The organism is Bacillus sp. FSL P4-0248 (genome assembly GCF_038593305.1).
Taxonomy (GTDB): Bacteria; Bacillota; Bacilli; order Bacillales; family Bacillaceae; genus Bacillus; species Bacillus safensis.
In genome coordinates, this window is sequence record NZ_CP151983.1 from 3,049,210 (window position 1) to 3,062,776 (window position 13,567).

Consider the following 13,567-nt stretch of genomic DNA (forward strand, 5'->3'; position numbering starts at 1 on the left):
TTACAAACACATTTAGACAAAAAATAGACACATTTTCGCCGATAACCTGCTTGTCATCAAGGTTCTTGCTATGATATTTCTTTTCAAAATATTTATTTTCTTTTATATAGAATGTATTCACGATGAAAAATGTGCATGCTGGTGAGATCAGCATGCACATTTTTTTCAGGATTTGCTTATGTTTTTGTGATGGTTCCAAACTGTTTTGCCTCTTCCTTCGGTTTGATTTTAAGATAATAAATGATGTAACAGGCAGCCATGAACGGAATTCCGCAATAAAGACCGATCCGCTGATCCTCGATAAAAAACAAGCTGATGAGGACAATGCCAAATGCGATAAAGCCTGCTAATGGGACAAATGGATAGAGCGGTGTTCGGAAGACGAGATCCTTTACATCTCCACCCGCCTTTATGAATTGTTTTCTAAAGAAATACTGAGACAAGCAAATAGACATCCACACCACAACAAGAACCATACCAGAAATAGAAATGAGCCACACATACACCGTTTTTGGTGCCACAACACTTGTCAGCAGAGATAGTGCAGATACGCCCATTGTGACCAATAGTGCATTGATCGGAATTTTACGCTTGGACAGCTTTTTCGTAAAGTCAGGTCCTTTCCCGTCTTTCGAAAGTGCCCAAAGCATACGTGATGATGCATATAATCCAGAGTTTGCTACAGATAAGACCGCTGTGATGATGATAAAATTCATGATATCTGCAGCATACGGTATACCGACCTTGTCCAGCACGACGACAAACGGGCTGTCGACGGTGCCTGCTGTCTGCCATGGAAGAAGTGCGGCCAGAACCGCAATGGATAAAACGAAAAAGACCATCGTTCTCCAAATAATATTTCGTATAGAACGAGGCAATGTTTTTTCAGGGTTTTCACTCTCTCCTGCTGCAATCCCTACAAGTTCTGTTCCTTGAAAGGAGAAATTGACCGTGACCATGGTTAATAAAATAGCAAAAACGCCGTTAGGAAATAGTCCGCCATGATCCGTCAAATGACGAAATAGAGGGGCTGGTTCTCCATCTTTCAGATGAATCATTCCGAAAATTGCGCCAATTCCAATGATAATAAATAATAGGATGGCAGCGACCTTAATGGCTGAAAACCAAAACTCGGTTTCAGCAAAGCTGCGAGCTGAGATGGCATTCACGGCAAATAAAATCACGCTAAATGCAAGACACCAAAGCCAAACAGGGATATCTGGGAACCACCTTTGGAGCAAAATGCCTGCTGACGTAAACTCCAGTCCTATTGTACATGCCCAGCTAAACCAATAAAGCCAGCCGATCATAAAGCCTGTGGACGGACCTATATATTTGGTTGCATACTCCTGAAAGGAACCCGCTGTCGGCATCGCCACCGCTAATTCTCCAAGACAGAGCATCACCAAATACATTAACAATCCGCCAATGATAAAGGATAGAATGGCTCCCCCGGGTCCAGCCTGATGGATAATGAGTCCTGACCCAAGGAAAAGACCAGTACCAATGACGCCGCCTAAGGCAATCATAAAGAGATGCCTGCTTTTCATGGAACGTTCTAGTTCATTATGCTGTTCTTGGTTCAAATCCGCTTCCCCACTTTCACTCTTCTATTCATCATCCTTTGACAAAATTCGCTGTTCGTTGAAAGAGAAAGGGAGAAAGTGAAGGTTTCTCCCCCTTTGACATTTATGCTTGAAATAATGCTTCAATATGACCAATCGCCCAGTCTAAATCTTCTTTAGATATCGTGAGAGGCGGTGCAAAGCGGATGACGGTCTCATGAGTTTCCTTACATAACAGCCCTGCTTGTTTTAGCTTCTCACAATAAGGTCTCGCTGCCTCTGTCAGCTCCATGCCGATAAATAATCCGCGGCCCCGCACTTCCTTGATGACAGGACTTTGAATGCGCGTGAGTTTGTCTTTTAAGTATTCGCCAAGCTCCAAAGAACGCGCTGCAAGGTTTTCGTCGATTAAGACATCCAGTGCAGCCAGCGACACCGCACACGCAAGAGGATTTCCGCCGAAGGTAGAGCCATGAGATCCAGGGTTAAACACACCTAATATATCGCGGTTTGCGACCACACACGAGATTGGGAATACACCGCCGCCTAAAGCTTTTCCAAGAATCAGCATATCTGGCTCAATGTCTTCCCAGTCACATGCAAACATCTTACCTGTTCGCGCTAATCCGACCTGAATTTCATCCGCAATGAACAGCACATGTTCTTTTTCACAAAGCGCCTTCGCTTCCTTCAAGAAGCCTTCTGGCGGCATGACAATTCCCGCTTCTCCTTGAATAGGTTCGATCAGAAAAGCCGCTGTTTGTGGTGTGATGGCTTCACGTAACGCTTCAATATCTCCGTAAGGAATCAGTTTAATGCCTGGAAGCATTGGACCGAAACCTCTTTGATATTCTGCTTCAGAAGAAAGGGAAACAGCCGTCATCGTTCTGCCATGGAAGTTACCGACGCACGCAATGATTTCTGCGCGATTGTCTTCGATTCCCTTGACGTCATAGCCCCAGCGTCTTGCTGCTTTGACAGCTGTTTCTACAGCCTCAGCTCCAGTATTCATCGGGAGTGCCATCTCTTTATTCGTCAGTTGACAAATTTTCTCATACCAAGGACCAAGCTGATCATTGTGAAAAGCTCTTGAGGTCAGTGTAACCCGGTCTGCCTGTTTTTTGAGCGCTTCAATAATGCGGGGATGGCGATGCCCTTGGTTCACTGCGGAATATGCACTCAGCATATCCATATATCGATTGCCTTCAGGGTCTGTCACCCAAACTCCTTCAGCCTCTGAAATCACAATTGGCAGTGGATGATAGTTTGCCGCACCGTATTGTTCGGTTTGTTGAATCAATTCATTTGTCTGTGTCATCGTCTATTCCTCCTTCTATAAGCTAGCCTCTTTTTCATTAGGTTCATCTACACACATATGATATGCAAGGATCGTGCCAACTTTCTGCCTGCATTATGGCGGTGATTGATCTGGTTTTTTATGCAAAATATTTTTGCTTCTGCCAAATTTTTTAGAGGAAACCGCAAAATTTTTCATGTAAAATAGAGGTAACGTCTGGAGGTGGCGCAATGAAAGAAGATTCGTATACTGCAAAGCTCGAAAATGAGATTGATCTGTATAAACAAATGCTCGATTTAATAGATGTCGGGGTTCATGCAATTGACGAGAATGGCAATACTGTTGTCTATAATAAAAAAATGATGGAGATTGAGTCTTTGAAACGCTCTGATGTTCTCCATAAAAATGTATTAGACCTCTTCGTCTTCCAAGACGACATGCACAGTACGCTTGTCCAAGCGCTGCGTACTGGGAAACAAACCGTTCATGCAAAGCAGACGTATCATAATTACAACGGAAAAGAAATCACAACGATTAATCATACATACCCGCTCGTTCGAGACGGCCTCATCCAAGGAGCGGTTGAAATTTCGAATGATGTGACCAAGCTGGAACGGCTGATCCACCACAATATGAAGAAAAAAGGAAGCACACGCTTTACCTTTGATTCCATTATTGGACAAAGTCCTGCGTTTTTAGAGGTAATTGAGCATGCAAAACGAGCGACACGCACCTCTTCCTATGTGCTCATTGTTGGAGAAACAGGGACAGGAAAAGAACTATTTGCGCAAAGCATTCATAACGGCAGCAGCCGATCATCTGGACCATTTATTACCCAGAATTGCGCGGCACTGCCTGATAATCTCATTGAAAGTCTGCTCTTTGGTACACAAAAAGGGGCTTTTACAGGCGCAACTGATCAGCCCGGCTTATTTGAACAGGCGCAGGGAGGTACACTGCTGCTTGATGAGATCAACTCATTAAATCCTGGTCTTCAAGCAAAACTGCTGCGCGTATTACAGGAGAAACGTGTCAGAAGGCTTGGCAGCACAAAAGAAATCGCTGTTGATGTAAGAGTCATTGCCAATATGAATGAGGATCCTGTTGATGCAATCGCAGGCGGACGCATGCGAAAGGATTTATTTTATCGGCTGGGTATTGTCACCTTATTTATTCCGCCGCTTTCTGAAAGAAAAAAAGACATTCCTACATTTGTCAGTCATTTTATTCAAAAATATAATGAGCTGTTTCAAATGAAGGTGAAGGCGGCTGACGAAGAGGTACTAGCCCTTTTTCAAGCGTATGATTGGCCGGGTAATGTACGAGAACTGGAGCATGTGATTGAAGCGGGGATGAATATGATGATGGATGAGGATTACTTATGCATGCATCACCTTCCATATCATTTTAGATTTAAACATAGGGAAGGCCGTCCTGCAGCGCAATTACAGACGAACCCTTTACAGCATACCGCAGCTGACACGTTTATTTATACAAGCCCAGAACATACGACTGATTTTCAAACCCAAATGGAACGATTCGAAAAACAATACATCGTCCATTACTTAGAAAAAATGGACGATAATATTTCACAGACTGCAAAGTTATTGGGCATGAGCAGGCAAAGTCTGCAATATCGCATGAAAAAACTGCATATTTCTCGTTCATAATAGAGCTGTGCCCTCATTCGGCACAGCTTACTGTGGTTCTGACTCTTCTGCCGGTTCTTGACTCACATCACTCAGCAGTTTTTCTACATTTTTTAAATGCGTGAGCATCGCTCTTTCTGCTTCTTCTGGCTGTCTTGCCATGACGGCTTTGTAAATGTGTTCATGTTCTTTGTAAAGCTGCCGAATGGAGGCTTTCCTTGAAAATAAGACGACTTTTCTCGTTTCCCGCATTGTTTCTACCAGCAAGGTGGAGACCTGATTCATTAACGCCTTTAATAAATCATTCTTTGAAGCTTTTGCTAAGGAGAGATGGAAGGAGAAGTCTGCTTCTTCACCAGTTTCTTTATGTGCTTCTGCGAGTTTCATTTGTTCAAGTGCCTCACGCAGCTCATGAAGGTCATCGTCCGTTCGGAGCAGCGCTGCCTTTTTAACAGCACCCGTCTCAATAATGGATCTTAATTCAAGGAGCTGCGTGATATCATGCTGCTTCATCAAAAATGCAGGAGACAGACTAAATGTGAGCTGCTCAGGATCGAACTGCTTCACATATGTACCTTCCCCTTGCTTCATCTCTATTAATCCGATCGCTTTGAGAGCAGACAGCGCCTCTCTTACAGCAGAACGGCTGACTTGAAAGCTTTCTGAGAGCGCTTGAACCGAATCTAATTTTCCCCCCGGAAGAAGCTCACCTGTACGAATGGATTCAATTAATGCATCCGCAATTTCTTCATATATTTTTTTCGTTTTGATTTGTTTATATTTCAATTGGTCTCACCTCATCACTGTTGTCTATCCCTATCGGCTCATGCCCTATCTTATACTTTACCCCAAAATTTCTGATCACACGTCTCCCCTCTTTAATTTTCAAGAAATCTTCGAGCTGCCTTGCTTTCAACAAAAAAGAAGCACGTGCCATGTTCTGGCAAGTACTTCTTTTTAATCGTATCGCTTCCGCAGCGTAGAGGACGGAAGATTCATTTGTTCGCGATATTTTGCAATGGTTCTGCGCGACGCGCGGATACCAAAGGTTTGCTGAAGCAGCGTCATGATTTGCTGATCTGAATACGGTTTTTTCTTGTTTTCCGTTTGGATGAGCTCTGCAATGTGCGTTTTGACTGTGTAGCTGGACGCCTCTTCTAGCGAATGCCCTTCTAATTTCGCTTGGAAAAACTGTTTCATTTCCATAAGACCATAAGGGGTTTGCACCATTTTCCCTTTTACAGTCCGGCTGACTGTTGACTCATGGACTTGCAGTATATCTGCGATCCGCTTCATCGTAAGCGGTTTCATTTTATGTTTCCCTGTTAGGAAAAAATCGGTCTGATGTGAGATAATCTCACGAATGACATGAGTCATCGTTTGCTTTCTTTGCTTCAGCGCTTGGACAAGCCAATTGTACTGCTGCTCTTTTTCCTTTAAATACGCATATGCTTCATGCCGCTTTTGATCTTGAATCATGGCGAAGTAGCCTTCATTCATTTCTACGTCTGGAAAAGCGCGCTGATTCAGCTCAAATGTGATGTGATCCTGCACCACAGTAATCGTCACATCAGGCTCTATATACACATGCTCTTCATCATATGAGAAATGAAGGCCTGGTCTTGGTTCAAGCTGAGACACTTCATCTTGTACCGCCTGTAGTGTTTTCATTGAAACACCTGTTTTGGCCGCAATTTCCTTCCAAGCCTTTCTGGCAAAAAGAAAGAAATGTTCTTCGATGATCAGCTCGGCTTCATACCAGCGCTTCTTTTTCCTTCTCAGCTGAAGGAGGATGCATTCCTGCAATGATCTTGCGCCAATCCCGGCAGGCTCCAGCGATTGCAGCTGATGAAGGACAGCTTCTACTTCTTCAGCTGGCACCTCTAAGACAGTTGCCATTGCGTCAATCGGTTCATTTAGATAACCATTGGAATCAATGGACTCAATCATAAAGTAAAAGATTTTTTGATTCTTTTCACTTAAATTTAAATCAATCGCCTGTCTCTTTAAAAACATTTGCAGGCTTTCTTTTTGATGCGTTCGATACGGCTCTGTCATTCGATCGTGTGATTTTTTATGATAAACTGGTTGATAGCTGTCCGTGTCTTTCCGCTCAATCAGAGGGTTCTCAAGTGCTAACTGGTCAAGATACTCGCCGAGCTCTGTGCAATTCAGCTGCAGCAGCGTAATGGCCTGCCTGAGTTCTGGTGTGAGCACCTGCTTTAATACCTGTTCTTGTTGCAGTTTAAGGCTCATTGTCTCCCCTCCCTCTCATCATTTTACATGAAGATTGACGGACCGTATATACGAAATAGGAGTGATTTCTATGTCTGAACTTTTTTCCGTTCCATACTTTGTCGACAACTTGAAGCAGCACATCGCCATGAACCAAAATGAAGACAAGGTTCATGCCATGAATGCCTATTACCGCTCAGTGGTGTCAACGCTTGTTCAAGACCAGCTGACCAAAAATGCGGTTGTATTGAAGCGAATTCAGCATCTTGATGAAGCCTATCAAAAGGTGAAAAAAGAAAGCAAATGAACGAAAAAGAACACCCTTTGTCAAGGTGACAAAGGGTGTTTATCATATGCGAAAAGTTTCTGATCCAGCCTCGATTTATACATCATCAAAAAGCCAGACCGCCCGACAGTATAAATGATAAAGGCAAACCATAGGCCATGATTGTGCCAAAGGGGCGTGACCGCGGTTTGAACGACGATAAACAAAATCATCGCAAACAGCATTGAATTTCTAACAGGGGCAATTTCTGTCGCACCTGTAAATACGCCGTAAATGACCAAACCGAAACAAGCCGCAAACGGATAAAGAACGAGCCAGTTTGCATAGCGTAATGTCACATCTAGCAGCTGAGGGAGATTTGTAAACAAGCTCAATATCGGCTCTTTTAATAAAAAATAAACCGCCGCAATGACACATGCCATGACAAGTGCCCACTGCCTCGAAAGGGTTATGGTTTTTTCATAGAGGGTGCGGTCATTTGCACCAACTGATCTGCCAACTAGGATGCTGGACGCATTGGCAAAACCATCGAACAAATAAGCCATGATGTAGTGAATTTGAAATAAGATGGCATTGGCTGCCAGCAGCTCTGTACCAAAAGAAGCACCTTTTGCCGTAAACATATTGATGACCACTAGCAGACAGATCGTACGAATAAACAAATCCTTATTCACATGAAACATTTTCTGCACTGCCTGAGTATCCATGATTTTCTTGATGGAAGGCATCTGGAATCCGTTTGACGAATGCTTCATGATGATCCATGCCCCTAACACAAAAGCGGTTATTTCAGATATCAATGTCGCAGCCGCAACTCCTTTGACTGCAAACGAAAACACATGAGCCAGCAGAAATGCGAGGGCCATATTCATAACATTGATCAAGATTTGTAATGAAAGAGCTTCTTTCATTTTTGCCATCCCCATCAGCCAGCCCAATATGACATAATTCATTAAAGTAAATGGCGCTCCCCAAATGCGAATATGAAAATAGTCTGCGGCGAATTGACGGACATCAGCATCAGGAGAGATCACTAGAAAAGCAGATTGAATGATCGGCCATTGCAGGGCAATAAAACAAAGTCCGACAATGATGGCAACGAAAAAAGGTCTTAGAAAAGCAAGAACGCCCTGCTCCTCATTCTGTGCACCGTTTGCCTGGGCGGCAAAAGCAGATGTACTGACCCGCAAAAAACCAAACAGCCAATATAATGTACTGAAAATGAGACTGCCAACCGCAACGCCTCCAATATAAGCGGGATTTGCGAGCTGACCGACAACTGCTGTATCAACAGCTCCCAGTAATGGGGTGGTCATCGTTGAAATTGTTAAAGGAATGGCCAAAGCCAAATACGCTCGATGGTTCACGACGCCACCTGCCTTTCATGAAAAATAGCCTCTTCTCAAAGAGGCGTTGATAATAAAGCTTTACCGAACCGATCTGCCAATCGTTCGTGACAAAGGATGGTCTGCGAGCATTGCATTTCTCATTTTCCGCACCGCTTCCTTTTCTGATGAAAAAAATTCATCCTTTGATTGAAATTGGGCAGCAAGCTCTCCTTGATCAAGAATCGCCAATTGATCACATAAGTGATAGGCTGCTGTTATATCATGTGTAATAAATAAGTAAGCCACACCCAGCTCCTTCTTTAATTCTACTAATAAATCTAAAATGACAGCCTGCGTCACCATGTCTAAGCTGCTGACAGATTCATCAAGTACAATGAGCTTTGGCTGGAGCAATAAAGCTCTAGCGATGTTGATCCTTTGCAGCTGGCCGCCGCTGAATTGGTGCGGATATTTAGACAAATCCTTTTCACCGAGCCCGACTCTTTCCAGCCAGTGAATCAGTACGTTTTTACGTTCCTTCCGGCTCATAGATTCATAGTTTTCAAGCGGTTCAGATAAAATTTGTTCAACTGTCCACCTTGGATTTACCGCGGAATAGGAATCCTGAAACACTGCTTGCACATGCCGGCGAAAATGCTTACGTGTTGGCTGATCTAAACAATAGACATCCTGACCTTCAAAAAGAACCTGTCCAGCTCTTGGTTTCTCTAAACCAAGTATGAGGCGGCCAAGTGTACTTTTTCCTGCGCCGCTTTGTCCCAGCAGCCCAAGGCAGGTGCCTTCTTCAATAGTTAAATCGACGCTTTTCAGAACAGGGGCTGCGCCTTTATTTCTCATTAGAAACGACCGGCTGTTGTATGTATGACTGACTGCTTTCACTTCTAATAAATGCAAGGGACTTCTCACCTCAAATCGGACAAACAGCTGGGATGGATGGACGAGCTGCTAATAGTTTTTTTGTATAATCATGCTTTGGTTGTTCAAAAAGTTCAAGAACTCCCGCCTTTTCAACTATTTCTCCTTGTTTCATGACGACAACTTGATCTGCCATTTCAGCAATGACACCAAGATCGTGGGTAATGAGTAAAATGGCCGTTCCATGTTCATGACGAATTTGGTTCAGATGCTGAAGCACCCGTTTCTGATTGTGTACATCTAATGCGGTTGTCGGCTCATCTGCAATGATGAGGGGCGGGTGCATACAGGCAGCCATGGCAATCATGACACGCTGCAGCATCCCTCCGCTTAATTCAAAAGGATACTTATTGAACAGCTGGTCTGGCTGCGGCAGATTCATTTGCGCTAACGCATCTATTGCCTGTGATCGTGCCTGCCTTTTACTGACAGCAGTATGCCGGCGGATGGTTTCAACCAGCTGATGGCCGATTGTCCATACCGGCGTAAAGCTGTTCATTGGATTTTGCATAATATACGAGATGTCTTTGCCCCGAATGGAACGCATATCCTTTTCACTTATACCGATCAATTCTCGTCCCTGTAATGTGATACTGCCAGTGACTTCAGTTGTTTTTCGATCAAGCATCCGTAAGATCGACATACTTGTTACTGTTTTCCCGCAGCCGCTCTCACCGATTAATCCAAGAATTTGACCACGCCCTACTTCAAACGAGACTTCTTGAATAAGAGGGGTTGGCCCTTGAGGAGTTTTCGTCTGTACATGCAGGTTCTCTACTTGTAAAATGGACTCTTGCACATTGATCATTCCTTTACACACGGCGTTTGATGCCATATTTCTCTGAAAGGGCTTCTCCTAGTAAATTAAACAGAACCACCACAGCCATGATCACAAGACCTGGGTACAGCATTAACTGAGGATTCGTTTGAATGTACGACTTTCCTTCATGAATCATCGCTCCCCATTCAGGCATAGGAGGCTGAACGCCTAATCCGAGAAAGGACATCGCTGATATGTCCATAATCGCCCAGCCCATTTCAAGTGTTCCAATGACTGCTAATGGCGGCAGAACATTGGGAATCATATGCTTTCTCATAATGTTCCAGTGCGAGGTTCCACTGATCTTCGCAGCTGCAATAAAGTTCTGTTCTTTTAAACTGAGCACCATTCCTCGGAAGACGCGGGCATAATACACCCATTGCACTAGCATCAAGGCAAGTACGACTTGAGAAAGTCCCGGACCGAAGATGCCGACTAATCCAAGGATCAGCACCAGGTTGGGAAATGCCATGACGCCGTCACAGATTCTCATCAATACGTGATCGATCCAGCCGCCTTTGTATCCTGAAAACAGGCCGACAATTAAACCAATGAATAACGAAGAAAGAAAGATTAATAACGCACAGCCGAGCGAAACGCGCGCACCATATAAAATACGAGATAAATTGCATCGCCCTAATTGATCTGTCCCAAGAGGATACTCCCACGAAGACCCCTTTAGCTTCATCGCTAGATTGACAGCTGCCGGATCATGTGGAGCGATCCATGGTGCACATATTGTCACAATCAGCAGGAGACCGAGCAGCAAAGCGCAGATCGAGATCATCTTTTGATGAGAGAAGAGATGTTTTACTTTTGTCATCATTGCTGGCGGCCTTCCTTTCTAGAAATACGGGGGTCTATGATCAGCTGAACTAAGTCAACGATCAAGCTGCTCAAGATAAAAATACAGGCTGACATGAGGACATAAAATTGAATGACAGGCAGATCCCGGTTAAAGATCGCTTCAATAAAAAAGCGGCCAAACCCCGGCCATGAGAAAACGGCCTCTACAATAATGGTTCCGGTTAACAGCTTGCCAAGGTTCACCCCTAGTCCGGTCAGCATCGGCGATATCGCCATTCTGAACACATGCTTGAATATGATCGATTGTTCCTTCAATCCTCTGATTCTCGCATATTGAACGAAAGGCTCTTGAAGCGCCTCACTCACACTTGACCGTAACAGCCTTGTATACGTAGCAATTAAAGGGACTGCCAATGTGATCGACGGCAGAATGAGATGCTCCCATGTTCCAATCCCTTCAACTGGTAAGAGGTCAAGCTTCACTGAAAAAAAGAAGATGAGCAAATACCCCAAGACAAACGTCGGGATAGATGCTCCTAAGAAAGAAATGAGCCGGCTCACATGATCCACGGCACCATTTTTCCTCATGCCGCTGAAAAAGCCGAGCGGAATGCTGACACAAATAGCGATCAGCAGACTGGTAAGCGCCAATTGAATTGTCGCCGGTATTCGATAAATCACCTCATCAACGACAGGCTGATTGGACATATACGACCGGCCGAAATCAAGGTGAATGACTTTTTCAATGGTATGAAGATACTGCATATAAAACGGCTCATCTAAGCCGAATTCACTTCGTTTTTGCGCTAATATTTCATCCGTAGGCTGGATATGAGCCGCTGCTAAATATGCCTCAGCCGGGTCAACTGGCGAGAGGTGAATCATACCAGTTGTGAGCAGTGTGGCTAATAAAAATACAGGAATAATTGATAGCACTCGTTTGACGATATAGCGGCCCATTTCCTTACCTTCCTTCTGTTACTTCAGCTTAATGCCTGTGAAAGGATGTTCATCACGATTTGCAGGGAATTCAAAGTCCTTCACAGCTTTTTGATAAACGGCTGTCTTTTTAAAATAAGAGATTGGCACAATTGCCCCTTGATCCTGTAAAGAGGATAAGACAGACGAATACAGTGCTTTGCGTTTCTTTTCATTTGTTGTGGATGGAATTTCCGTCATTTCTTTGATCAGCTTTTCCTTATTTGGGTAGGCTGAAATGGCTTCTTTGAATCCAAAACCATCTGATGAGAGAACGTTCATAAATGTATGCGGATCATACGGCGCTCCGTAGTTGCTAAAGAAGTTCATATCAAACTTATTGGCTTTAAAGCGCTGAACCTGTGTTGCCAAATCCACACCCTCAAGCTTAACGCCGACACCAACGGCTGCCCATTCTGCTTGCAGCGTTTCCGCCATCGCTTTTTGAATCGATTCCGCTGAGTCATACATCATACTAAACTCAAGCTTTTTCCCATCTTTTTCACGAACGGATTTTCCTTTTGGAAGTGTCCAGCCCGCTTCATCCAGCAATGCTTTGGCTTTGTCCACATCATATTTGAAAGACTTCACTTGAATGTGTGACGTATACGGCATGTTAGTCGGCAGGATGTGATCTGCTTCATCCTCTAAACCTGAGGTGACCCCTTCTACCATTGATTTTTTATTGAAGGCATATTGAAGGGCATGACGCACTTTCTCATCTGACAGCTGATCCACTTTTGTGTTCATAACAAGCTGTCTCGTTGCAACAGGCTCTGACATTTTCGTTTCATACTTGCCGCTTGCCTCAAGCTGTTTGTAGGAATCAAGGCTAATGGTTCCTTCTCCGTAAAGTAAATCCACATCACCTTTTTCAAATGCCATGACTCTCGTTTCCGCATCTGGGATGACCTTTACCTTGATTTCTTTTACCTTTGGTTTTTCTCCCCAATAATGATTGTTTCGTTCGAAAATGGCATAATCATCTTTCTTATATGTTTTTAAAACCCAAGGGCCTGTCCCCACTGGTTTTTCAATTCCTTTTGACGTATCTCCGTTTTTAGGGAAACCTGCTTCACCTAAGAAACGAACTGGACGAACAACGGCTAATTCTTGCACAGTTGGATAATATGGTGCTGTTAATGTGAGTTTAAATGTCTTTTTATCAACGGCTTCTGTCTTTTTGATTTTCTTAATGACACCTAACCAGCTATGTAAATCTTTATTTTTTAAAATCGTATCGAAGTTCTTTTTGACAATGTCCGCATTAAATTTAGAGCCGTCTGAGAATGTCACTCCGTCTCTTAAATGGAACGTATACACTTTGCCATCCTTTGAAACATCCCATGATTTCGCTAATTCAGGTTTCAGCTTACCATTCTTTTGATAGCTGACCAATGGCTCATAAATCATTGATTGCGCAAATAATTGTGATGGGTTGTATACGTGTGGATTCATTTCACCAATATCTCTTGGCCACGCCATTGTGATCATATCAGGATGATCCTTATTGCCTTCTGCTCCATTGTTTGTTTGAGAGCATCCTACCAGTAAAAAGAAAATAAGCAGGAATGGTAATGCTGAATTTATTTTAATTTTCGGAAAATTTCTCCAAATAGACATAAGTTGTTCCTCCTAATTGATGCTGATAATCATTTTCATTTTA

12 protein-coding genes are annotated in these 13,567 nt (G+C 43.6%); 2 read left to right on the forward strand and 10 right to left on the reverse strand.

Annotated elements, in window-relative coordinates; translation table 11 throughout:
* Window positions 1-176: 176 nt before the first annotated feature.
* Window positions 177-1,550: an amino acid permease gene (locus NST65_RS15805; RefSeq protein WP_051627329.1), complete on the reverse strand. Its 1,374-nt coding sequence runs from the start codon at window positions 1,548-1,550 to the stop codon at window positions 177-179.
* Window positions 1,551-1,689: 139 nt separating this feature from the next.
* Window positions 1,690-2,883: an ornithine--oxo-acid transaminase gene (locus NST65_RS15810; RefSeq protein WP_025094034.1), complete on the reverse strand. Its 1,194-nt coding sequence runs from the start codon at window positions 2,881-2,883 to the stop codon at window positions 1,690-1,692.
* A 209-nt stretch (window positions 2,884-3,092) separates the two neighbouring features.
* Between NST65_RS15810 and NST65_RS15815 the strand changes: the two genes are divergently transcribed.
* Window positions 3,093-4,532, forward strand: coding sequence for a sigma 54-interacting transcriptional regulator (locus NST65_RS15815; protein ID WP_342489081.1), 1,440 nt, complete (start codon window positions 3,093-3,095; stop codon window positions 4,530-4,532).
* 27 nt (window positions 4,533-4,559) lie between these two features.
* Here NST65_RS15815 and NST65_RS15820 read toward each other — a convergent pair whose 3' ends face one another.
* Window positions 4,560-5,297: a FadR/GntR family transcriptional regulator gene (locus tag NST65_RS15820; RefSeq protein WP_342489083.1), complete on the reverse strand. Its 738-nt coding sequence runs from the start codon at window positions 5,295-5,297 to the stop codon at window positions 4,560-4,562.
* Window positions 5,298-5,468: 171 nt separating this feature from the next.
* Complete coding sequence (gene rpoN / locus NST65_RS15825) at window positions 5,469-6,767, reverse strand: RNA polymerase factor sigma-54 (RefSeq protein WP_342489084.1); 1,299 nt, start codon at window positions 6,765-6,767, stop codon at window positions 5,469-5,471.
* A gap of 70 nt (window positions 6,768-6,837) precedes the next feature.
* On the opposite strand from rpoN, the gene yvfG reads away from it, so the two are divergent.
* The gene (yvfG, locus tag NST65_RS15830) at window positions 6,838-7,053 is read left to right on the forward strand and encodes a protein YvfG (protein WP_075621749.1); all 216 of its coding nucleotides are present in this window, start codon (window positions 6,838-6,840) and stop codon (window positions 7,051-7,053) included.
* A 20-nt stretch (window positions 7,054-7,073) separates the two neighbouring features.
* On the opposite strand, the gene NST65_RS15835 is transcribed toward yvfG, so the two are convergent.
* Genes NST65_RS15835 through nikA form a run of 6 tightly spaced genes read right to left on the reverse strand, consistent with a single transcriptional unit; the run spans window position 7,074 to window position 13,524 of the window.
* Window positions 7,074-8,399 (reverse strand): MATE family efflux transporter, encoded by a 1,326-nt coding sequence (locus tag NST65_RS15835; protein ID WP_342489086.1) that lies wholly within the window; start codon window positions 8,397-8,399, stop codon window positions 7,074-7,076.
* Window positions 8,400-8,459: 60 nt separating this feature from the next.
* A complete protein-coding gene (gene nikE / locus NST65_RS15840; protein WP_342489088.1) occupies window positions 8,460-9,275 on the reverse strand; it encodes a nickel import ATP-binding protein NikE in 816 nt (271 codons plus the stop codon).
* 13 nt (window positions 9,276-9,288) lie between these two features.
* Window positions 9,289-10,104 (reverse strand): nickel import ATP-binding protein NikD, encoded by an 816-nt coding sequence (gene nikD, locus NST65_RS15845; protein ID WP_181566857.1) that lies wholly within the window; start codon window positions 10,102-10,104, stop codon window positions 9,289-9,291.
* 4 nt (window positions 10,105-10,108) lie between these two features.
* Complete coding sequence (gene nikC / locus NST65_RS15850) at window positions 10,109-10,942, reverse strand: nickel ABC transporter permease subunit NikC (RefSeq protein ID WP_070326035.1); 834 nt, start codon at window positions 10,940-10,942, stop codon at window positions 10,109-10,111.
* A complete protein-coding gene (gene nikB, locus NST65_RS15855; RefSeq protein ID WP_111926758.1) occupies window positions 10,939-11,883 on the reverse strand; it encodes a nickel ABC transporter permease subunit NikB in 945 nt (314 codons plus the stop codon). The genes nikC and nikB overlap by 4 nt, the downstream gene beginning before the upstream one ends.
* 18 nt (window positions 11,884-11,901) lie before the next feature.
* Window positions 11,902-13,524, reverse strand: a complete 1,623-nt coding sequence (nikA, locus tag NST65_RS15860) for a nickel ABC transporter substrate-binding protein (RefSeq protein WP_111926760.1) — start codon at window positions 13,522-13,524, stop codon at window positions 11,902-11,904.
* Window positions 13,525-13,567 lie beyond the last annotated feature (43 nt).

Excerpts from the sequence above, each read along its gene's own strand:
- NST65_RS15805 (WP_051627329.1), bottom strand. The coding sequence starts at position 1,550 with ATGAAAAGCAGGCATCTCTTTATGATTGCCTTAGGCGGCGTCATTGGT.
- NST65_RS15810 (WP_025094034.1), bottom strand. The coding sequence starts at position 2,883 with ATGACACAGACAAATGAATTGATTCAACAAACCGAACAATACGGTGCG.
- NST65_RS15815 (WP_342489081.1), top strand. The coding sequence starts at position 3,093 with ATGAAAGAAGATTCGTATACTGCAAAGCTCGAAAATGAGATTGATCTG.
- rpoN (WP_342489084.1), bottom strand. The coding sequence starts at position 6,767 with ATGAGCCTTAAACTGCAACAAGAACAGGTATTAAAGCAGGTGCTCACA.
- yvfG (WP_075621749.1), top strand. The coding sequence starts at position 6,838 with ATGTCTGAACTTTTTTCCGTTCCATACTTTGTCGACAACTTGAAGCAG.
- nikD (WP_181566857.1), bottom strand. The coding sequence starts at position 10,104 with ATGATCAATGTGCAAGAGTCCATTTTACAAGTAGAGAACCTGCATGTA.
- nikC (WP_070326035.1), bottom strand. The coding sequence starts at position 10,942 with ATGATGACAAAAGTAAAACATCTCTTCTCTCATCAAAAGATGATCTCG.
- nikB (WP_111926758.1), bottom strand. The coding sequence starts at position 11,883 with ATGGGCCGCTATATCGTCAAACGAGTGCTATCAATTATTCCTGTATTT.
- nikA (WP_111926760.1), bottom strand. The coding sequence starts at position 13,524 with ATGTCTATTTGGAGAAATTTTCCGAAAATTAAAATAAATTCAGCATTA.